22 protein-coding genes are annotated in these 22028 nt (G+C 46.1%); 9 read left to right on the top strand and 13 right to left on the bottom strand.

What is annotated here, in order from left to right; all coding sequences use genetic code 11:
- Positions 1–83: 83 nt before the first annotated feature.
- The 4 genes from DI579_RS02255 to DI579_RS02240 all read left to right on the top strand — a co-directional run bounded on the left by DI579_RS02255 (position 84) and on the right by DI579_RS02240 (position 2585).
- On the top strand, positions 84–536 hold the full coding sequence (locus tag DI579_RS02255) for an FHA domain-containing protein (RefSeq protein WP_290595211.1): 453 nt from the start codon (positions 84–86) through the stop codon (positions 534–536).
- A 9-nt stretch (positions 537–545) separates the two neighbouring features.
- A complete protein-coding gene (locus DI579_RS02250) occupies positions 546–1265 on the top strand; it encodes a MerR family transcriptional regulator (protein WP_290595212.1) in 720 nt (239 codons plus the stop codon).
- Positions 1265–1810, top strand: coding sequence for a bifunctional nuclease family protein (locus tag DI579_RS02245; RefSeq protein ID WP_290595213.1), 546 nt, complete (start codon positions 1265–1267; stop codon positions 1808–1810). Before DI579_RS02250 ends, DI579_RS02245 begins: the two co-directional genes overlap by 1 nt.
- Positions 1811–2009: 199 nt before the next feature.
- Positions 2010–2585: a MerR family transcriptional regulator gene (locus tag DI579_RS02240; protein ID WP_290595214.1), complete on the top strand. Its 576-nt coding sequence runs from the start codon at positions 2010–2012 to the stop codon at positions 2583–2585.
- 106 nt (positions 2586–2691) lie between these two features.
- Here the strand turns inward: DI579_RS02240 and DI579_RS02235 are convergent, their stop codons facing one another.
- Genes DI579_RS02235 through DI579_RS02225 form a run of 3 tightly spaced genes read right to left on the bottom strand, consistent with a single transcriptional unit; the run spans position 2692 to position 5790 of the window.
- Positions 2692–3345 (bottom strand): hypothetical protein, encoded by a 654-nt coding sequence (locus DI579_RS02235; RefSeq protein WP_290595215.1) that lies wholly within the window; start codon positions 3343–3345, stop codon positions 2692–2694.
- A 10-nt stretch (positions 3346–3355) separates the two neighbouring features.
- Positions 3356–4420, bottom strand: a complete 1065-nt coding sequence (locus DI579_RS02230; protein WP_290595216.1) for a hemolysin family protein — start codon at positions 4418–4420, stop codon at positions 3356–3358.
- Entirely contained in the window at positions 4417–5790 is a 1374-nt protein-coding gene (locus tag DI579_RS02225; RefSeq protein ID WP_290595217.1) for a hemolysin family protein, read from the bottom strand. Before DI579_RS02225 ends, DI579_RS02230 begins: the two co-directional genes overlap by 4 nt.
- Before the next feature lie 194 nt (positions 5791–5984).
- Between DI579_RS02225 and DI579_RS02220 the strand changes: the two genes are divergently transcribed.
- The 3 genes from DI579_RS02220 (at position 5985) to DI579_RS02210 (ending at position 8478) form a co-directional block, all read left to right on the top strand.
- Complete coding sequence (locus DI579_RS02220; RefSeq protein WP_303678612.1) at positions 5985–6674, top strand: hypothetical protein; 690 nt, start codon at positions 5985–5987, stop codon at positions 6672–6674.
- 27 nt (positions 6675–6701) lie between these two features.
- Positions 6702–7175 carry a PaaI family thioesterase gene (locus tag DI579_RS02215; RefSeq protein WP_290595219.1) on the top strand — a complete coding sequence of 158 codons (474 nt, stop codon included), beginning with the start codon at positions 6702–6704 and terminating at the stop codon, positions 7173–7175.
- A gap of 232 nt (positions 7176–7407) precedes the next feature.
- Positions 7408–8478, top strand: coding sequence for a class I SAM-dependent methyltransferase (locus DI579_RS02210; RefSeq protein ID WP_303678611.1), 1071 nt, complete (start codon positions 7408–7410; stop codon positions 8476–8478).
- A 424-nt stretch (positions 8479–8902) separates the two neighbouring features.
- Here the strand turns inward: DI579_RS02210 and DI579_RS02205 are convergent, their stop codons facing one another.
- Positions 8903–9241, bottom strand: a complete 339-nt coding sequence (locus DI579_RS02205) for a hypothetical protein (RefSeq protein ID WP_290595221.1) — start codon at positions 9239–9241, stop codon at positions 8903–8905.
- Positions 9242–9360: 119 nt separating this feature from the next.
- On the opposite strand from DI579_RS02205, the gene DI579_RS02200 reads away from it, so the two are divergent.
- A complete protein-coding gene (locus DI579_RS02200) occupies positions 9361–9714 on the top strand; it encodes an RNA polymerase-binding protein RbpA (RefSeq protein WP_290595222.1) in 354 nt (117 codons plus the stop codon).
- A 70-nt stretch (positions 9715–9784) separates the two neighbouring features.
- Here the strand turns inward: DI579_RS02200 and DI579_RS02195 are convergent, their stop codons facing one another.
- Positions 9785–10552 (bottom strand): polyprenol monophosphomannose synthase, encoded by a 768-nt coding sequence (locus DI579_RS02195; RefSeq protein WP_303678610.1) that lies wholly within the window; start codon positions 10550–10552, stop codon positions 9785–9787.
- Positions 10553–10614: 62 nt separating this feature from the next.
- Complete coding sequence (lnt, locus tag DI579_RS02190; RefSeq protein WP_303678609.1) at positions 10615–12393, bottom strand: apolipoprotein N-acyltransferase; 1779 nt, start codon at positions 12391–12393, stop codon at positions 10615–10617.
- Between the two features lie 260 nt (positions 12394–12653).
- Between lnt and DI579_RS02185 the strand changes: the two genes are divergently transcribed.
- On the top strand, positions 12654–13874 hold the full coding sequence (locus DI579_RS02185) for an acyltransferase family protein (RefSeq protein WP_290595224.1): 1221 nt from the start codon (positions 12654–12656) through the stop codon (positions 13872–13874).
- A gap of 7 nt (positions 13875–13881) precedes the next feature.
- On the opposite strand, the gene DI579_RS02180 is transcribed toward DI579_RS02185, so the two are convergent.
- The 7 genes from DI579_RS02180 to pafA form a co-directional block, all read right to left on the bottom strand.
- Positions 13882–14640 carry an SDR family NAD(P)-dependent oxidoreductase gene (locus DI579_RS02180; protein ID WP_290595225.1) on the bottom strand — a complete coding sequence of 253 codons (759 nt, stop codon included), beginning with the start codon at positions 14638–14640 and terminating at the stop codon, positions 13882–13884.
- A gap of 15 nt (positions 14641–14655) precedes the next feature.
- A complete protein-coding gene (locus DI579_RS02175) occupies positions 14656–17286 on the bottom strand; it encodes an RNA helicase (protein ID WP_303678608.1) in 2631 nt (876 codons plus the stop codon).
- On the bottom strand, positions 17261–18304 hold the full coding sequence (gene tatC / locus DI579_RS02170; RefSeq protein ID WP_290595227.1) for a twin-arginine translocase subunit TatC: 1044 nt from the start codon (positions 18302–18304) through the stop codon (positions 17261–17263). Before tatC ends, DI579_RS02175 begins: the two co-directional genes overlap by 26 nt.
- Positions 18305–18337: 33 nt before the next feature.
- Positions 18338–18634, bottom strand: coding sequence for a Sec-independent protein translocase subunit TatA (gene tatA / locus DI579_RS02165; RefSeq protein WP_290595633.1), 297 nt, complete (start codon positions 18632–18634; stop codon positions 18338–18340).
- Between the two features lie 61 nt (positions 18635–18695).
- Positions 18696–19619: a WYL domain-containing protein gene (locus tag DI579_RS02160; RefSeq protein ID WP_290595228.1), complete on the bottom strand. Its 924-nt coding sequence runs from the start codon at positions 19617–19619 to the stop codon at positions 18696–18698.
- Between the two features lie 9 nt (positions 19620–19628).
- Entirely contained in the window at positions 19629–20636 is a 1008-nt protein-coding gene (locus DI579_RS02155) for a YafY family protein (RefSeq protein ID WP_290595229.1), read from the bottom strand.
- Positions 20637–20650: 14 nt separating this feature from the next.
- Positions 20651–22027, bottom strand: a complete 1377-nt coding sequence (gene pafA / locus DI579_RS02150; protein WP_290595230.1) for a Pup--protein ligase — start codon at positions 22025–22027, stop codon at positions 20651–20653.
- Position 22028 lies beyond the last annotated feature (1 nt).

Here is a 22028-nt window from a genome sequence, read left to right as displayed (position 1 = left end):
AAGCTGTCTTTGCAGAGTATCCTTGAACCTGGAATTGAGTGTTTCACACATGTTTACTCTGTGTGCCATGGAAAGGAAGACTAGTGAGCGAGAATCCTGTCGGTTACCCATTCCAGGAACCAAGTACAGAGACCACTTCTGTTTTCCGGGCTAAATTACTGAAGGAAAGTGATTTAGCCGCAACTGAGCCTGTGGTGGCAAAAGCTACCTCAGTTGAGGGCCTCCCAGAAAATTCAGCATTACTCGTTGTCAAACGAGGACCTAATGCTGGTTCTCGATTCCTTCTTGATCGGGATGTTGTCACTGCTGGGCGTCACCCTGAATCAGATATTTTTCTTGATGATGTGACAGTATCGCGTCGACATGCAGAATTTCGACGTAATGGTGATACTTTCAGCGTCTCCGATGTGGGCAGTTTGAACGGAACGTATGTGAACCGTGAACCCACTGATTCTGTTGTCCTTAATAATGGGGATGAAGTTCAGATTGGCAAATTCCGGTTAGTATTTCTTACTGGTCCACGCCGGAGTGCATAAATGTCGGCTTTGCCACTGAGATCTTCTAGTGCAACTATGTCCATCGGCGCTGTCGTTGATCTTCTTGCACAAGAATTCGATGATATTTCTCTTTCTAAAGTTCGTTTTCTTGAAGCCACGGGTCTAATTTGTCCTGCGCGAACAGCGTCTGGCTATAGACGATATACACGTGACGATATAGAGCGATTGCGTTTTATTCTTAGTGCTCAAAGGGATCGTTTTCTTCCTAACAAAGTTATTGGAGAGCAGTTAGAGCGAGTTGACGCAGGTGAAGTGACTTTAGAGGAACTACAGCGTCAATCTAATACGGTGCAGCCTGTACCGTCTGAGCAGAAAGAGAATTTTTCTTGTGTTAGCCAGGTTCGACTTACTGAGCGGACGTTGTGTCTAAAAACAGGTATTGACCCGGAATTTTTAGATACTCTTATTGATGCGGATCTCTTACGTGTGACTGGTGCCGGATTTTACGTTGAAGACGATATCACCATTGTGAAGGTATGCAAGGCGTTATGCGATGCTGGTATCGATATAAGACACTTACGTACATTTCGTACTTCGATTGATCGTATGGCGAATCTTATCCGTCAAGCATCTGGTGCCAGTAGAGCGTTACAATCTGCTGATGATAAAAAATGTAGTGTTGAAAGAACTAGAGAGCTCGCCAATGATGTGAGCGATTTGACTGCTGGACTTCTTAAACAGCGTCTCCGCGATGTTTTGGATTACTAATGAGAATTCCTGTTCGTATTGTAGGTATACAATCTGATACTCCTGAAGATGATCCGATCGTTATACTGCACGAATGTGTAGGAGACCGGGTACTTGGAATGTGGATAGGGGAGCAGGAGGCGGCTCTGCTTACCTTTGCTATGACCAAAACTGAGATTCCTCGCCCATTTACGCACACTACGCTGTGGAGAGCTATTCAAGCTGCTGGTGCGGAAGTGCAGTCTGTATGTATTACGGCGCAGAGAGACGGAATTTTTTGGGCAGAAATTGTGCTTGATAATTCCAAGACGGTTGATAGCCGTCCCTCTGATGCTCTCATTCTTGCTGCGACGTGTGGTTGCGAGATCACCGTTGAAGAGTCTGTTCTAAACGAGTTCGGAGTACCCGATCCGCATAACGGTAAAATGCCTTCCCAACAGGTAGGTACTGGCAATTATTCAGATGAATTACCGGAAGAATACAATGTCGAGATTGATAAGTTTCGAGAAATGCTTGAGCATTTGTCGATGGATGATTTTCTCGATGGTCCGGACGATGAGGAATAAAAGTCTCAAGTAATACTTGAACCTTTGGGCGTGTCCAGTTGCTCTGGGATTTCCTAGCAAATATTCTTTATTCACGTAGGGTAAAAGAAGTCACATTAGTAACATTAGTAATTTAGTTACCATAAGTAACTTTGTGTTACTGCGTTGAGCTACTATTAGCACTGGTGGTCTAGCGATGTGACATGTGCAAGGTGGAATAATGGATAACGTCAGTTCTCACGGCGACAAACATAGCGAACAACCGGGACTATTCCCCGACCGTTCTATTCCAGATGACCAGACAGGCTATCGAGGTCCTACAGCCTGCCAGATTGCTGGTATCACATATCGTCAGCTTGATTACTGGGCACGCACAGGCCTTGTAAAACCGTCCATTCGAGGAGCCAAAGGATCTGGTTCCCAGCGTCTTTATTCTTTTAAAGACATTCTTACGCTAAAAATTGTGAAGCGTCTGCTTGACACCGGAATTTCTCTACAAAATATTCGTATTGCGGTTGACCATTTACGTGACCGCGGTGTTTCTGAACTATCTAACATTACGCTTGTGTCTGATGGATCATCAGTTTATGAGTGCACTTCTCCGGAAGAAATGTTTGACCTCATCCAAGGAGGCCAAGGAGTATTCGGTATTGCTGTATCGGGCACTATGAAAGAGCTCACTGGCTCGATCACGCATTTCCCTGCCGAGCATATTGATAATTCTTCTGTTACTGAAGTCCCTCTAGTTGATGAACTAGCGGATATGAGACGTCGACGTGAACGTCGTATCGGATAATGTAAACAGTACTAACACTTAAAATGGGGATTCTCTTAGTAACAAAAGAATCCCCGTTTATTTACTCGCTAATGATTTTGCGTTGCCGCTTCTCTAGACTGTCGTATTACCTTTTAGCTGGAGATGGTTTTAAAAGAGTATTCGCTTTTTTCGAAGAGGTACTTTCGGTGAACTGTAATTCATGCTGCTGAATATATGCATTCACGTCTACAGATGCTTGTGTCGCCTCAGAAGTATGTTCGGCAGTAGTGTCGTCTAGGTTCGTGGGATCATTTTGAGAGAGATCCAAACTGATGGAATAAAAGGATGTTCCCTGCAACTTTTTAGGTTTGGTTACCACCAGTGAAGGATGAACCTTTTCTACTTTCTTCATATCGGATAGGGAACCTATCCATACTCCAGGAATATAAGGTTTCTGGTTCTTAAGTTCCTTTGCAGCTTCAGACGAGGACTGCGTAGATAGTGAGAAAGATGAGCATAAACCGCCATTAGACGGTAGTGATGATTGATATGCAGTAATAAGTTCCGTAAGAGAATCTTGTATACCAGCAGGAGCCCATATATCAATGTTGAGATATCCTGCTGAACAATCCTGAACAGCATCGAGATTACGATTATTATCGATGTTTTTATGAGCAACCGTCCAGCCTACGGCACTGCCAATAACTACAAGTAAGACAACTATGGCTGTAATTATCCAGCCGGCGAGTAACTTATGTGGCCGGTTACCTGATCGATGGTGAGAACTCTCGATAGCCATGTCAATGAACTTACTCCGGAATCTTATGAGTGGAATCGCGAACGGTACCTACGAATTCTTCCATAAGGTCTTCTAGTGCCACGAAACCAATAATTTTATCCGTTTCGGGGTCTGTCACTAATGCTAAATGAGAATGTAGGCGACGCATACGAGCAGAGACAGAATCAATAGTTGAATCTGCCGGAAAAGTAATGAGTGGGCGAATAAGATTTGCGGGAATAGGTTTTCCTCTTAAGTCTTCGGAATAGAGGTAGCTAAGAACGTCTTTAATGTGCAGAAATCCTAAATAATGCCCAGTGGCATTCCGCACGGGATAACGTGAGTAACCAGTTTCCTGGACGAGTTTTTGTAAGGCATCTAGTGTTATCTGGCCCTCGTGAAGTTCAATAGTACGCATACGATCCACCGGTATCATGATTGAGCGTACTGGTTGATCGGATGCTTCTAAAGCACGGTCAAGACGATGCGTTTCCTCGTCATCAATTAAACCTTCTCCACTGGATTCGTTAATCATTGCTTTGAGCTGTGTAGAAGTAACTTTGCGCTCTAATTCATTTTTTGGCTGAACGTGTAGTAGTCGAAGACTGCCGTTTGCTAAAGCGTTAAAGAAACGAATAAGGGGTTTCGATGCCAGCATTAATACCCGCATAGGAGGGACAACAATAAGAGCAGTTTTTTCGGGAGAAGAAATAGTGAAATTCTTGGGAACCATTTCTCCAAACAAAATATGCAGGTAGGAAACAATAACGAGGGCGATAATGAACGCAGCGGTATGCAAGCCGAAGCCGGAAACGCCGATGAGACTAAAAGGTTTTTCGATAAGTCGAGTAATAGCTGGCTCTGCGATCTTACCAATGAGAACTGACGCGATAGTGATACCGAGCTGACAGGTAGCGAGCATCATTGAAAGATGTTCTGAAGCGTCAATGACTTTATAGGCACGTGTATGCCCAGCAGCAGCCATTGCCTCTAAACGATCATGTCGAGAAGACACTAAGGCAAACTCTGTGGTTACGAAATACGCATTGATAATAAGAAGAAGAATCAGTAAAAGAATAGCCGGCAATATACTCATTGCTTTTCCTCACTAGAGGAAGAAGAAACAGGGTGTCGCGGGGTAAGAAGAACTCGATCTATACGTCGACCATCCATATGTGTTATGCGGCAGTGCCACTGTATATCAGGTGAGTCCTCCAACATTTGTGTTTCGCAAGGAAGATCTAATTCATCGCCTTCTTCCGGAATGCGTCCCAACTTCCACATGATGAGTCCACCAAGAGTATCAAATGACTGATTATCTGGGAAGAGATATGTTGTGGCAGAGACCACTTCATCTCGACGAAGCTGACCAGAGCAGTCCCAACTACTACCGCGTTTAAGAACATCTAGCATACTGGCATCGTGTTCATCTCGTACGTCGCCGAGGATTTCCTCAATAATGTCTTCCACGGTGATGAGACCTGCTGCACCTCCGTATTCATCAATAACGAGTGCAGATTGTTGGCCGCTCGCACGGATAGTTGTTAGCACCGTATCGGCATCAAGACTGTCAGGGAGGCGGGGGAGAGGTTTCATAAGGTCACGCATAGTGACCGTAGAAAGTTTATCTAGTGGTACTGGAAAAGCGTCTTTTACATGGACAATTCCCAGAGTGCTGTCAAGATCTCCAGATACTACGGGGAAACGTGATATACCAGTTTCTTCCGCTCGTTCAAGAAGCTCACGTGCTACTGCATCCGCCGAGATGGTCTCGATACGCGATCTAGGCGTCATAATGTCTTCTGCGGAGAGATTTCCGAATTGAAGGGATCTTTGCACAACTTGCGCAGTATGAGCCGGGAGATGGCCATCTAGAGCCGATTCTTGGACTATTCTGTCTAACTCCTGCGGTGATCGTGCAGAGGCGAGTTCATCAACGGGTTGAGCCCCTAGATGGCGAACAATCGCATTAGCGGAACTATTGAGACTGTTAATGAGAGGCCGAAAGAATGCTGAAAAACCCATAAGAAAGGGTGCTGACGCTTTAGCGATTCGCATTGATTCACTAATTGCCCAGTTTTTGGGAACAAGCTCCCCGTATGTCATAGAAAGTATCGTCGCGATAATAAGAGCGAGTGCGAGGGAAATTTTATCGACAGAAGAATCGGATAACTGGGGAATCTTGTGCAGTAGGGGTCGTAAAAATTGCGCCAATACTGGTTCGGCGAGATAACCGGTAATAAGTGTGGTAAGGGTAATACCTACTTGGCATCCGGAAAGCGCAAAAGAGAGATGTTCATGCGCATGTTTCAGCTTCTGTCCACGCTTACTGCCAGTAGCCGCTTCTCTATCAATCGCAGACTTCTCGAGAGCCGTCAGAGAGAATTCCGCGGCAACAAAAATTGCCGTTATGTTAGTAATTGCCACAAACCCAATTAATGACAGTATTTGTGTAGCGATTCCCATAACTGTGCTGGTTTTCCCTCCTAATTCGTATGTTTTTTATTGTACTTAAATGCGTGTGTTCTAGCCCTCAGACTCGTCTCAGGTCGCTTTATTATGGCTCAATATTTCTTAGTATTTTGATAAAAGGCCGCAGTTGTAGAACAATTCCTTTTCAAATGCAGGGCATCTTCAATGAAAGAGAAAGTTTTCAGTAAATGCTCGATTTTTACGCTAAAGAAGTACTCCGTGAAATTGCGGACATGGGCGGAAGTCTATGCGAAGAGGAGCCACATTTGTATTCCGTAGCAGATATTGAAGAATGTCCTCATCGTCGGTGGATAACCATTACAGATGTGATCAAGAACAAGTACCTAGAAGACTATTACCACTCAGTTGTCGACTCGAGTTCGAATAAGAACCAGGCTATTGAGGACGTATGTAGCCACATGATCCACCTCGTCCTAGGTGGAGTAGTAACAAGTTACATGCTCAGTGGCCGTGTATGGGAAGTATGTCCGGGAAATATTCTGCTTCGTACACATGTGCTTGGTGGTTTTGATCGATATGGCGCTGTGCGTGCCCGCGTCCGTGTGTTAAAGGATGATCCGTATGTTACGCAGTTGCAGTCATATCTCGTTATACCGACTGAAGAGGATATGGCTGATTGGACAATGGTACAGGCGCAGGAAAGTCTCATCCCCATTATGGAGGAGATAAGCCGTCTTAGCGGTCTTTCTGAATCGATATGTTGGGGGCCTTTGCATGGTCTTATCAACGGTTATGCCAAACTTGCTATGCATCGCTATCCCAGAAAACAAGAGCAAGTAGAGCGACGAATGCACTGTATCTACGAGAGTTGTGAACGCCTCGGTCTGCCTCTTAAACGAAGGGTGAGTAGACTCTAGCTATCACTGTGATACAAGGAGCTACTGGTGCGAGATCTTATAAAGCTTTACGCCCCGTATATAGGGCGCACCCTTAATAAAAGAGAATTGGATGAAGCTCGAAAAGTTCTCGAATGTGAAGGCTTTTCTCGCACACTTGGCATTGTCTATGATGAGATTTCACCCGATAGAGTAGTAGCTCATCTGGATGTAGGACCTCAGTTCTGCCAGCCTATGGGAATTGTGCATGGCGGTATTTATGCGTCTCTCGTTGAAGATGTGGGGTCTCTAGCTGCATGGTGGTGGCTTGGTGGACGGAAACTAGCAGTCGGTTCGTCTAATGATACAGATTTTCTGCGTCCGGTAACGGAAGGACGTTTAACTGCAACAGCGACACCTTTACATCGCGGACGGACTCAGCAAATTTGGATTGTTGATATTGTTCGTGACGATGGCAAACAAGCTGCTCAGGGAAAACTACATCTTGCTAATCTTTCTTTAGATTCATTGCCGGATAGGTAGTAATTTAGGCGTGGCATAAGCTTCGTTAGCAATGTGGATACGTGCGTCTGTAGTTTCTCGATAAAAGGTGGCGTGAACAGCGATGACGTTATTAGATCTTTCAGCGTGGCCACGTTTGGCGCCTCCTACACATTCGCATTTTCGTATACGTAAATACCATCTTCGAGAACAGTTGCCTCAGTTTACATGGCTCACTGTAGAAGGAGAGTGTCCGGAACTAGTACCGGGGAGATTGCCTCTCGAGGATTCTGACTCTGCTCGTACTGTCAAACTTTACGATGAAGCTGCAGTAGACGAGCGTTTTATGGACAATGGTTGGCTTGGTCTAGCAGAAAGTTTCATGGCAGGGGAGTGGGATGCACAAGACCCCTCATACCTGTGGGTGGACGCCATGTCTTTGAAGGGAGCTCTTCCCCGCAAAGAGAGAGCAGAACGTCGTAAACCTTTGGTTTCTGCTCCACGTAAGCGTACTTTTGAATTTTTCTCAACATGCCTCGATGACACTTTCAATATTGGAGCAGCCGATTTTATTAACGGTCCACGTTCCACGGTAGTGGAAAAAGGAGTAGCGGAGATCTATCTCGATGATCCGTCACCTTTGCCGCTTCGAAAAGATCTTTTTGGGGCGCAGCGTCGACGAGTTGCTCGAATGCTCATGGATGCGGGTCTGAGACGGCGCGATAATGTTCTTTTTGTAGGAGCGGAGTGGGGAGAAGCGGCTTTAGAAGCAGCATCATTCGGCTGTGATGTAACAGTACTGTGTGAGAATCCTCAAGTGGAGAAAATTCTTACGGAGCGCGCTAACGAAGCAAAACGGGGGAGAATTCGCCTTATCCCGGGGTTATACCGTAATACGGGGGTATATGACGTTCTTATATCAGTGTCCTCGTTGCCGCATGACAATATTTACGACGTACTACCTCAGCTGGTTGCTGATGATGTTGCTCCACGAGGTCGTATTGTCGTGGAACGTCCTTGGCGGGGTCATACTCGGCAGGAGATGCCGCTATCGTGGTGGTGGTCATATATTGATGCAGATAGCCAACTTCGTTCCCGCAGTGAGTGTGTTGCTGCGCTAGAGGCGGTAGGAGCTCAGTTAACTCAAGCCACGCATTGTGGACATCACTATATTCGTTCGTTGGAACTATGGGATGAGAGTTTTCGTGCACATGTAGCTGAGGCTGGAGCGTTAGGTTACGACGCTGTGTACCGTCGCCTTTGGCGTACTGCTTTAGCTATTTCGCGAGCAGCTGTGCGGACGGGTGCACTTGAGTATCAGCGGTTAGTTTTTACTAAACGATAGTTAGACAGATTCAGCGGTGAATCGGTAGTAGAGGGTAGTAGTCCGAAGACAGTATGAACAGTACGAGAGTGTAACTCCTAACAGTTAAAATGACATAATGTAGATTATCGGATAATTACTGTTAGTGATGACGTAGGAATAAATGTAGGGATATATGTACTGATTAAAAAGTAAAGGACCTACTACTCGCAGTTGTATTCATATGTGTGACTACAGTGTGCATATTAAATAGTTAGCACAATAATAAATTGATGCCATGTGCTGTTTGTAATTGCCATGACATCTGCCTGTATGTGTAGTTACCTGCACTTCTGTTGGTCATGAAGAATATAGAGCTGCACGTACTAATTTCGTCACAGTGACAAAATTAGTACGGCTTTCCCGGTCGTGATCAGACAAAGGGTATGAACACTATTCCTGCTAATTAACGGATACGCTCAGCTTCACGACTCAAGGCCACTACTTCAGTAGCGATCTCCTGAAGTTCTTCTGATGTTGCTCCCTCTGAAATTGCGGTAAGAAGATCTTCAGCTGCACAACGAGCCTGGAAAATTCTGTCAATAATGGCGTCGGTGTCGGATTGTGTTAAAACAACGCAATCTGGAGACAGACCTTGTTGTATAAGATTATGTCGTGCTTCATAGGTTCGTTGACGACATGATTGTGAGCAGTATTTTCGTTTACGTCCGCGATTGTTTGTGGAAATGTCACGACCACACCATGCACAATGAGCATCCTCGTGCTTATTCGTGTACTGTGACATTGGTTAGCTCCCCTTCGTATCTTTTTACATAAATCGGTAGACTGATAAGTAACTATACGGTGTGGTGTACTTTATTAAAATAAATCACATTTATTCGGTGATGGTAGAAATGAGGATTCATGGCTGATCGTGTATTACGAGGTAGTCGGCTTGGCGCCGTTAGTTACGAAACTGATCGTAACCATGATTTAGCACCTCGGCAGATGATTACATACCGCTGCAGTAACGGTGAAGAATTCGTCGTTCCATTTTCCCACGATGCGGAAATTCCACAAACATGGATATGCAAGAATGGGATGGAGGGAACCCGAGTCGATGGCAAAGAAGAAAAAGACAAGCAAGTAAAACCTCCTCGCACCCACTGGGATATGCTCCTTGAACGACGCAGTGAAGAGGAACTACAGGAACTTCTTCAAGAACGTCTCGAAGTTCTTAAGAAGCGTCGCCGTCGTCTCCCTAGCAGCAACTCTTAGAGTTGCTAATTCTTAGCATATAAGTAATGAAGACCCCCGCTTATGCGGGGGTCTTCATTGAATTTAGATGCTATTTATCGAGGTTAAGAAGCTTACGAAGCTTTTCAAAACGAGATTTCATTCCCCACAGGAAAACACGACCGAAGGCTTCAGTAATGATATTTCCGCTCATTTTGGATTCACCGATCTCGCGCTCAGTGAACGTAATAGGAACTTCTACTACAGTGAAGCCAGCTTGAATAGCACGCCAAGCTAGATCAATCTGGAAGCAGTAGCCCACTGAACCGACAGCATCAAGATCAATAGTTTCGAGTACTTCTCGACGATATGCACGGTACCCGCCGGTGATGTCATTCAGTTTTACACCGAGCACAATGCGTGTATAGATATTTCCACCACGAGAGAGAATTTCGCGCTTCTTAGGCCAGTTAACAACAGTACCGCCAGGAATATAGCGGGAACCAAGAACCATATCTGCGCCTTCATCAATTTTGTCGAAAAGTCTGCAGAGCTGTTCGGGAGCATGGGAACCGTCTGCATCCATTTCACACAGAACGGTGTAACCATGGTCTAGACCCCAGTGGAAACCAGCGATGTAGGCGCCGCCCAGTCCCCCTTTGCCTTCGCGGTGCATAACAAAAATTTTGTCACTGTCGGCTGCAAACTTATCAGCGAGGTCGCCAGTACCATCGGGACTGTTGTCATCCACGATAAGAATATGGACATCGGGTTGTGTAGTGCGGACACGATCTACAATGAGCGGTAAATTTTCTTTCTCATTATAGGTAGGGATGATGACGAGTGTATGCGCACTCGGCTTCAAAGTTTTTGCAGACATGTTTTTCCTTATATACGCACTCTCATGGTTAGAAACCGTAAGGTGTGTTTGAAATAGTACAGCTAGAGAGGGATTTTACGCTTTTTCCAGGAGATAATCGATCCAATGCACACGAGAATTCCCAGAGTACAGAAAATTCTATCCAACCATGGCTGAAGATAAGTTGCAGCAGTTCGTATTCCATAAAGAGATATAGAGCGCACTGCGTAATGCTGTTCATAGAGAGGTGTCTCGTCCCAGATAGTGCCATCTGGGGAAATAAACGCACTTGCGCCAGAAGTGGATGCTACAACAACCCACCGGTGTAATTCGCGTGCACGAAATTGGCTGATAGCAAGTTGCTGGTATGTCTCATTGGAAAAACCGAACGTAGCATTATTCGTTGGTACTGCTAACCAGTTAGCAGCATGGTGAACAGCCTGCCGGCCACTATCATCAAAGATAATTTCAAAACAGGTAGCAACACCTGCACGAGTTCCATCAACAGGAATAACACCATCGTCATTGCCCGGCTGAAAATTACCTGCCCACATGGCATAAGGAGATATTTTTTCCACTAAACGACGTAGTGGGAGATATTCTCCAAATGGTTGAATATGGCGTTTGACATGTCGTATTCCCTGGTACCCCTTGCCGGTCCACAATAATATGGCATTAAGTTGAGGGCTATGCGACTCACGTCCTAATACTGACCCCACCAAAATAGGTGCATGAATAGCCTGAGCAGCGCGAGTAATAAGAAAATTGGCGTCAGGATTACCAATCGGATCAATATCAGCCGAGTTTTCAGGCCACACAACAATATCCGGTTGTGGCTGAAGTCCTCTTTTTACTTCATCGGCAAGCTTAAACGTTGCTTGAACATGATTGTGCAGTACTTCCATACGAACAGTATTGAAGCTGAGACCGGACGTAGAAACGTTCCCTTGGATAAAAGCGATGCGGCGCTCCCCCAACGACTCCGCGTGAGCTCGCTCATACTGATCGTACGTGAAAGACCCAGCAGTACCTATAGTTCCCATAAGAACTAGCGCACAGCATGTAATACATGCGTATCTCAAATGGAAGGACGTAAAGTGTCTGGTAGACGGAAGCCCCTCCCCTATTCTGTGATGTTCACGCCTATACGAAACCCCACATAGTACAGCCCATACCAAGGCGAAGAGGGTGTAAGACCATACCACTATAAGGAAATTAGTACCTGCTGTGGATCCCCATAGCGCGGCAGACATGAGAGGGCCTGTTGTCTGGGCATAGGCAGGACTTCCCCATGGAAATCCCCCAAAAGGGAAATGCGCTCGTGCTACTTCAACAACAGTCCACCATAACGCAGCGGCTAAGGCACTTTTTAGACAGATTACTCCCCACAGTCGTATGAAATGGGCGATAGGTATTGTGACCAGTACTGAAAATAACGAAAGGACAAGACAAAGAATAATCCACGGCAGATTTCCGACGAAAGTCTTAATCCACTGGAAAAGAGGGATGTAGAGTGTCATTGCCCACACAAAACCAGCAATAGCGGCATACCAGTACGGATGCGACGAAAGCTTTTCTACAATAAGAGCAATATCAGCTAGGAGAACTGCGATACCGATAAGTTCTAGTGGCCATAAACTATGCGGTGCAAAGCTGTAGTACGTTAAAGTACCACCCACAACCGGAATGATGAATAACAGTACGATAAGCCTGCTGATAGTCCGCACTTTATCGGTATTTTGAGAATGAGAAGAAGGACCGTGGCTAAGACTATGGCGAGAGTAGTTGTGGCTAGAGCTGTGGTTAGAGCAGTGAGATGATGATTCGCCACCATCGGATAGGGGGAGCACTGAGGCGCGCACAAGAACCTTCTTACCGTGACGATAACTCTCTCAGGAACTCTCTCATGGTATCAGGAGTCTATAAGACGAAGTCTCATTATTGATGCCAGTGCAGTAGGCTGTGAATAAGAATGATACAGTGTCACTACTCGTAAGAATACCCATTAGAGAATAGTGACAGATGCGCTGTACTAGGTATTGCTTCTTGCTGCATACGTACAGTGATGACAGGCGGCCAGCTCCAAACGTATATGGCTGTGCCGTTACGATGAGGAGATGTAGTGGAAGATAAGCCTGTCAAACCACGTATCGTATGGGTTGATATTGCAAAAGGTATTTCAATCCTTACGGTCGTGTTCCTCCACCTATCCACATGTGGCATAGATGCGGGAAGTTCTCCAGGTCAGTGGTACCAGATTTCTTCCTATCTCGTGCATTTGCGGATGCCGCTCTTTTTCATGGTGTCAGGTTTATTCGCTGCTAAAATCCGCCGCTTTACTTTTGCGGAGTTATTCGTCAAGCGTACATGGCTGTGGGGAGTCCCCTTCGTTATATGGGGTGCAGTTGTCCTCATCTCCTCACATTTTGTCAGAGGTACTTCTCTCGACGGTTTCTGGGAGGAATGGGGACGCGGAATCATCTTCCCTGAGAATGGTATTTGGTTCCTCATGGCCCTCCTCGTCTTTACCTTCCTTATCTGGGTATGTAGAAAAGTTCGTGGCCGCTACATGCTCATAGCTTCAATACTATTAACACTGGTAGCGTCATTTATCGGAGGTACAAGCGTACAAGCCGGACCATTATGGTCGTGGAAGCGTCTTGCAATGTACTTCTCTTCTTATTGCATTGGCCTCTACGGACGGCAGCTAGTACTTCGATTTGCATCCCGAATTCGTTGGTACTGGGCAGTTCTTTTAGTCGTTCTCCTCTTTGTAATGGAAAGAGGCTATCAGCACATTACTAACGAGTTTGCCAGTGCATGTGCCAATATTTTCCTTATCGGTTACGGGCTTATCGCGGGAGTCGCTGTAGCAGTAGCTTTTGATGGCACGCATATAGGTAAGCTACTTTCCTACCTTGGCCGCCACACCTTGGAAATATATCTTCTTAACGAAATATTGGTATGGATTTTTTACAAAGATATCTTCCCTCACATTGACACCAACACTGGTACAGATATGCGAACGTGGAAGGAGTGGGAACTCTTCATTCACCCACAAGGTGTTCTCAGTTCGATGAAATTCTGGTCACCAATAATTGGACTTGTCTTTGTTACGGGTTGCGCACTTTTTATTCGTTTTATGATTAAGGGATCTCGTCTTGACTATATTTTCACGCCACCCACATTTAAATGGATGAATAAGTGGATTGACAATAGTCTGCAGAAAAGAGAGAAAGCTCAAGCACAAAAGTGTGTACAAGAATCCAATGGGAAAGAAAAGTGCACCATAATTGAGGACAATACGCTACCGCGCTCTTCCCTACTACCAAAAGCTCGGTAATACCTTATTACCGAGGCATTCTCCGCCATAGTGAATTAGGTACAAAAGGCATAATACTGGCTAGTAAGCGCAATCTATTAGGCACCCATACCCGATGCTTACCTGAACAAATTGCCTGGTAAACGCTGGCTGCAACCTTTTCTGCTGTTGACGCCATAATGGCAGGCTCCATACCTGCTGTCATACGGCCAATGACGAATCCAGGACGCGCCATGACGACATTAACCTTTTCCTTGTGAGTGGCATCGATAAGCCCGGAAAGGAAACCATCCAGGCCGGCTTTAGCAGAACCATACACGTAATTTCCACGACGTACTCGCCATCCTGCAATTGATGAAAATGCCACGAGGAGACCATGAGTGTGCTTGCGGAGATACTCAATTGCAGCAGTAATAGTAACAACTTGAGCGGTGTAGTCAGTGTGAGCGATGCGGAAGACTTCTGCAGGATCATGCTCAGCTTTCTGCTGATCACCAAGTATGCCGAAAGCCACGATGACCGTACTGATAGGTATTCCGCAGGTCTTTTCAGCGTTCTCGTAAATAGAAACGAGGTCATCATTGTTGAGGGCATCCCATTGGAGGGTATAAACCTGCTGTGCTCCTCCTCGTAAAAGTGCCTCAACTGCACCGACATCCTTATTGGAAGGACGTTGTGCAAGAACGACCGGTCGGCCGTTACACAGACGACTTGCTAGCGCAATGCCAATTTCAGAGCGTCCTCCTAATACGAGAATTCCGCCTTCTGCAGGCTGCAGAGATTTCACAAGAACACCTTTCCTTTACAGCGATTCCGCCACAATGCCGCGCTGTATGGCATTTTTTGCTTGGTAAGAACAGTCTACGAGGTGTTGATACTCGTCGGTATTTAATTTTATGAACTGTGAAAGAAGATCAATGATTTGCCGGATATGACGGACAAAATCCCCCGGAGTAATACTTAAACCAAACATTTTTGCGAGGGTAAGACATTCTTCCAAGGTAGCGCCATTAGCCCATTGGAAAACTGCTGTTGTCAGTCCACCATAGAGAGGCCGAGAAAGTAGTAACTCGTGATCATTTTCTAAGTGATGGATATCGCGTGCAATTCGCTGAGTATCCGTATATGTATCCGCCAATACCTCTGTTTGCGCAGGGGGCCAGTAATGGTCAGTATCTTTCCGAGATTCTCCAGTAATTGCTGACGCAACAGCGGCCAACTCCGCAGGAGTAAGGCCATCCCACGCATGTTCACGAATAGCTTCGGCACAAATAAGATCTGTTTCACAGTATATTGACCGTAAAAGAGTTCCTGCAGAAGTTAATTCATACGTGGATGTAAGATAACCAGCTGACTGGAGAACGTCGCACACATGGGTAAAATCTGTTGCTAGGGTTCCCGCATCATGCTCGATACGGTGCTGAAGGTTTTCCTGTCGATTGAGGAGATGTGCCCTCTCACGGTTAAGAGCAGTAATTTCAGCATGGTTAAGGTGCCCATGTAGCGGGTGGTGTCGTAATTCCCGACGTAGCTGCTGGAGATGTGCAGGTGGCCGTATATTCTTCTCGTGTCGAGCATCCTTAGGAATACGTATATTACTGTGAGTGAGTTCGCGGCGTGCCAGTTTTACTGTATGCGCGTTATCAGGAGCTCCCCTTTCCTCTAAGTGGAAGTGCCCCAGTGCTTCTCCATTATGGCGAATAGTAGAAAGATGAGCAGTTCCAACCCAGTTCGACGTCGCTACGAGAATTTTATTCTTGCGTGGTCGTTCAAGAACTACCGCAAGAATAGGTTTTTTACGGATACTAAGACAGATAACATCACCGCGACGTAATTTTGCTAATGCACCTTTTGTGGGACGCGGATATTCCTTATTTTTTCTTTTCTCCCACGCCTTTGTCTCATTATTAAGTTGAGTAATAAGAGTGAGATAGTCCAGCATTTGTGGAGAAATAGTGGACTCTATATCATGAAGTTCTTTTTCCACTTGGTTAAGCTCGCGCTGTGCAAGAACAACTGCCGCATCATTTTGGTACTGTCCAAACGATTGACGGAGGAGAACAAGCGCTTCATCGTAGCTATGGTGTGCAAGTAGATTAACAACCATGTTGTAACCCACTTTAAAGCTAGATTGAAGTGGAGACGGTTCAGCTCGATAAAGCGCTGCTAGATTGTCTAGATCAACATCCGGGGTGTAATAAACAATGGCGTGCCCGGTGGAGTCAATGCCGCGTCTTCCAGCACGACCAATAAGCTGAGCAAATTGGCTGCTGGTAAGTTCTTCATGGCTAACACCATTGAATTTAGTAAGTTTTTCAAGAACAACAGCACGTGCTGGCATATTAATGCCTAACGATAGAGTTGATGTTGCAAAAACTACTTTGATAAGTCCCCTACTGAAGAGTTCTTCAACAACCTGCTTAAATAGTGGCAGCATGCCCGCATGATGGGTAGCAAAGCCACGTCCTAAGCTGGAGCGCCACTGTGTATAGTGCAGAGTTTGCCTATCGGCTTCTGAAAGAAGTCGGCAGTGTTCATCTACGTACTGGAAGATATGCTGACGTTCCTTTTTGGTCGTGAGAGTAAGACGAGAACGCGCACATTGCGATAAAGCTGAATCGCACCCTGTACGAGAGAAAATAAAGTCGATGGCCGGAAGTAAGTTTTCACGTTCTAGCGTCTCTACAATCCGCACACGATTAGGGAAGCGTTCGTGATGTGACGGAGTATGAAGTATCCGATCGACACGATTGTGCAGATGGCGAGAAACATCATTTCCACTTTTGTTCAGCAATGGATAAATAGTGGAGTTCACCAGCACATTTGCTGTCAGTGGAACTGGACGGAAGTCTGTAGTAACAACACTTGTTGGCCCCACTACTGCAGAAATCCAATTCGCAAACTCTGTGGTATTGCCAATAGTGGCAGAAAGCGCAATAAGCTGAACAGTGTTGGGGAGAGAAAGAATGACTTCTTCCCAAACTGCACCACGGAAAGCATCCGACAGGTAATGCACTTCATCCATAACAACGTAACGAAGCTTATGAAGAGTGGGACTTTCCGCATAGAGCATGTTGCGGAGAACTTCAGTTGTCACGACGACAACGGGAGCATCACCATTGATGGACTGATCTCCGGTAAGAAGTCCAACATTATCTTTCCCCCATCGTGCACAGAAGTCACGATACTTTTGATTCGATAATGCTTTGATGGGAGTCGTGTAAAAAAGTTTATCCGCTTGGTGTAAGGCAAGAACTGCTGCCGCTTCAGCAATAACTGTTTTCCCAGCACCCGTAGGGGCACTGACAATAACATTGCGTCCCTCCGCAATGTGCCCAATTGCGCGCTGCTGAAATTCGTCGAGGGTAAAGGGACGACGCGCCATAAAAGCGTCAAGAATTTCTTGTCTAGTGTGAAGCGTTATTGGATCCATTATCTGAAGGTTCCTCGTCATCTACATCGATGTCGGTCCATTCGGAGGTCTGTATATCGGTCGATAAAAGCGGTTGATTATCTGGTAGAGAGGTCGGAGCAGCAAGCGGTGAAGGCGTCACCTCCTCCCCCTCAGTAGTAGCTCCATCAGAAGTTATTGCATCTGGACTCTCCAACGGGGATGCAGCAGCGTCATCAGTTGCGAGCCAATCCGGACGTTCTTTTTTCTTACGTTTGTCATGCACACGACAGATCTGAATCGCTATTTCCTGCAGCACTGTTAGTGTCAGAGCCAAAGCCGTCATAGAAATAGGGTCGCCACCAGGGGTGACGAAGGCCGCAAAACAGAATAATGCCAGAATAGCAACGCGACGCCATTTCTTAAGCTGTTCATAGCTGACAACTCCCATAATGTTGAGAGTCACAATGAGCAGAGGAAGTTCGAAACTTATTCCGAAAATGGCGATAAGGGCGATAATGAAGTTGAAATATTGGGTACCAGAAAGTGCCGTAATCTGGACGTTATTGCCCATATTGAGAAGGAAGTCCAGAGCTTTGGCCACAATGAAGTAGGCCAGTACAGCACCACAGATAAAGAGCAAAGATGCGACGCCCACATACAGGAGCGCGAACTTCTTCTCTTTTTTATAGAGACCTGGCGCGATAAAAGCCCACACTTGATATAGCCAGAAAGGGCTTGTGAAGACGATACCGGCAACGGAACCAACTTTGAGGCGCAGCATGAACTGCTCAAAGGGGCCAGTCGCAAGGAGCCGGCAGGTATTATCATCGCCTAGCTGAAGACGACCCTCTGGAGGGATGGCGCAGTAGGGCCCTCTAAGAATTTCACCGAGGCTAGGAATATTACCAATACGAAGGTCGTACCAGATAAAGCCAAGTATCATCGACAGGAAAAGAATCCCGACAATAATAATGACGCGTTTCCTGAGCTCCCGTAAATGTTCCGACAACGCCATTTTTTCTTCTGGCGTGCGGATGCGTTGCTTTTTCGGTGCCAAGAATATTTCTTCGTGCTACGTGAATAGAGAAATCTATTTCGACTTGGGCGTAGGATCCGCCGCTGGTTTGTCAGTAGTATCAGCAGCCTTAGTGCTATCTGATTCTACAATGATGGCATCTGTCTGCACGATAGTATCAGCTTGGATCTGATCATCTTTTTTAGACTTATGAGATCCCTTGTCCGATTTGTCGTTTCCGTTTTCATTCTTCATTTCCTTCATTTCGGATTTGAAGATGCGCATAGAGCGGCCCATTGAACGAGCTAACTCAGGAAGTTTGGCGGCTCCAAAGAGGACGATAACGACGAGCAGGATAATAAGGATTTCCATCCAACCGATATTCACGGTGCCCTCCAATAAATGTGGTAACAAGTATCACTGTATCGCCAGTCTAGCGTGCTAAAGCCTTACTAGCTCTATCGACCACAATCTTTTCTATTTGTTCAGGTTTACGTACCACTAAGTAATCTGCATACTGTTGTGCAGTTTGAAGAAGCCAAGTATCTGAAAAGTACGGTAACGTGCCACACAGTCCTTCGGATGTACTACCCGTAATAGAAATACCTAGTAATTCTACTAACCACACTGCATCAGTACGTAACAGTATATACGCTTTGTGGGGAGCAGCTTTATTCTCGATAAATAGCTGAATATCTGTAGAAGTAACCGGGCTCTTTCCAGTCCATGGAGAACCTTCAGAAAAGTCAAGAATCCTATCTAACCGGAATTGTCGAAGTTCCGAAGCCTCAGTGGACCATGCAATAAGATAGGCGTAACCATGCTGAATATTAATTTTGTATGGCACAATTTGACGGTTCATAGTGCGCTCGCCAGTGCCATTCACGTAGTCAATGATGAGAATTCTCTGCTCGGCAATAGCAGTAGTGATAGCGTCAGCCAGTCCCGGAAGAGTAGAAGGACTACCACTGATGTCAGCAGGAGCTGCTGTATCGTAATTCTCTCCTAATTTGGCAAGAACACTCTCCACTGCCGAATTATTAAGAAGGCCTGGTACTTTCTCTACCTGGCGTAACGCAAGAGTAAGCGCGGCACGTTCTGCAGGAGTAAAACGTAGCGGCTTCTCTAGCCCTTGCGCGGTGTAAACGTAGATGTTATTGCCCCAGATATCAATATCGATAAGATCCCCGCCATAGTATCCAGGGACGCCACAGCACACCGCAGTTTCTAAAATTGAGGTAAGTTCGCGCGGCGTAATACCAAAATGATGCGCTGCTTCCTCTCTAGTAATGCCATTATGGTCGACCAGATAAGGAATGATATCGAGAGCGAGCGCTATCTTTTCCGAAGATTTCATCACCTTCACCTATTCCGCGTGGGACCCACGGTTCACAATACGAACAAGACAAGCATGAACATCATCAGCTAAGTCTTGCGGAGACAGAACAGAAACATGAGGAGTATTGGCGAGAATCATATCTCTCAGCCATTGATAATTGACGTTTGTGAAATGAAGAATATTCTGTCTTTCCTCCCCTTCTGTGGCTCCCTCTGTGTTCCTCGCTACAGAAGTCTCTATATGATCAGCTGCCAGACTCAGTTCTTCACTGATATCACTATCTGTAGCAATTTCTGCCGAGATGTAACGGCGTACCGATGACAATTGTTGACGGAGTAGCTCGCGGGCGCATATACGGGGACGTTCAGAGTGTGCAGGTTCATCCCTATCAACAACAGGACCTGTCATACGGGAAAGCCGAAAAACCCGCATCGCTTCCCTCTTGCGATCGAATCCTAAGCAATACCATTGTCCATTGTCAGCCACAACACCCCAGGGCTCAACGATACGGCGTTCCGGCGTTATATTTGTAGCCGTGTGGTAGAGGAAATCAACAGTACTGTGCTGTGATGCTGCCTCCGACAACGTGGTGAGCTTGTCTAGTTCCTCTCTATCAGTACCGATAACACTATTGCGTGATGCGGATCCTGATTCTGTAACGTCATGCTGTAATTTATCGAAACCACGCTGCAAGACGTCGTATTTTTTATCCCTATACAGCTGCATAGCAAAGTTGATAGCAGTGCGTTCTGCGGAGGTAAACGACATGGGTTCTAACTGATAGTCGGATTTATGAATACGGTAGCCGGGGACACCGTATTTTTCCTCAGTAGTAACAACACTAATGGGAATACCAAGCTCTTTAAGAACTTGTTTATCCCGCTCAAACATTTGTCGACCGGCTTCCCCATTATGCGCATCGTAGCCCGCTACGGATTGCCGTATCTCTTCCGCCGTAAGATAGGTAGAGGTATTGAGAAGAGCGATGACGAGATTGAGCTGCCGCTCTGTGGGCGAAATTTTCGAGGTAGGCACACCTTGATAGTAATTCATCCACTATGTGAAATGAATGACTTTATCTCGGATGTCATGGACTCAAAAGGATCATTTAGCTCTACTTCAGTGGACGGGGAGGAAGCATACTTAAGATGTGTCCAGTCCGCAGAAAAAGAAACTCCTGAGTCCAAACAATGGGTAACGAACTGTCCGCGTATATTAGCGCGAGTTGTTGCAGGTGGTACCGTACGAGCTTTTTCTACCTCGGTAGGGTCCGTCAGTCGGTTAATCAGTCCACGTGACTCCAGTAATGGGAAAATGCCACGTCCAGGGCGAATGTCATGGTAGATAAGATCCAGTTTGGCGCAACGCGGATCCGCATAATCAACGCCATAACGCTCTCTCTGCCGGTCCAGAAGAGATTTCTTAATGACCCAGTCAATATCGCGAGAAATAGGGGTGAGATCACCCGACTCTACTGCGTCAAGAGTACGGTTCCATAGATTAATGGTCCACCGATATCGTGGCGTTTGTTCATCTGTTGGGCGAGTTTCAAGATAGTGTGCGGCAGCTGTGCAGAACACCCGCTGAACCTCAAGTGCGGTACTTGTTCCACCTGCCTTCAACAAGAAAGGCGCTTGCCCATCTAACCCGCGCGATACGATGCGGATAGCATCAATAGGATCCTGCGGGTAAAAGTCTGAAACCTCTATCCCCTCTTCCAGCATTTCTAGTATGAGGAGGGTAGATCCTAGTTTGAGTGCAGTGGTGGGTTCCGCCATAGAGGAATCGCCCACAATAACGTGCATGCGGCGATAACGAGAAGAATCCGCAAGCGGCTCATCGCGCGTATTAATAATGGGACGAGAACGCGTAGTAGCCGATGACACACCATCAAAAACATGCTCTGCGCGTTGGGAGAGGCGATAGGACGTTTGCCCCGTGTGCGGATCGCGCAGGACTTTACCAGCGCCACAAATAAGTTGGCGGGTAACGAGAAAAGGAATAAGTGCCTGGGATATTCGGAAAAAATCGTCGGTTCGTTCAATGAGGTAGTTTTCATGCGAACCGAAAGAATGACCGGAAGCATCAGTATTATTTTTGAAAATATAGACGTCACCACTGCCAGCCGTGCGGGCAAGATTCTCTTCAGCACAGATAGCGAGACTATTCATCTCTTCATCGCCGGCACGAATATAGGTCAGCAGTTGGTCAACGGAGTCGCATTCACAGGTGGCGTATTCAGGATGAGATCCCACATCTAGATAGAGACGAGAACCATTGCGTGTAAAAACATTCGATGAATGGTAAGTCTCAATAACCGGAGTGAAAAAGCGATGCGCAATGTCATCGGCAGTAAGACACTGCTTACCATTCGATAAACATGCAATACCGTACTCAGTTTCTACTCCTGCAATGCGACGACGCATG

The organism is Lawsonella clevelandensis (genome assembly GCF_003241315.1).
Classification (GTDB): Bacteria; Actinomycetota; Actinomycetes; order Mycobacteriales; family Mycobacteriaceae; genus Lawsonella; species Lawsonella clevelandensis_A.
The sequence above is the reverse complement of the archived record's forward strand: the minus strand, read 5'-3'. Positions and strand labels throughout refer to the sequence as shown.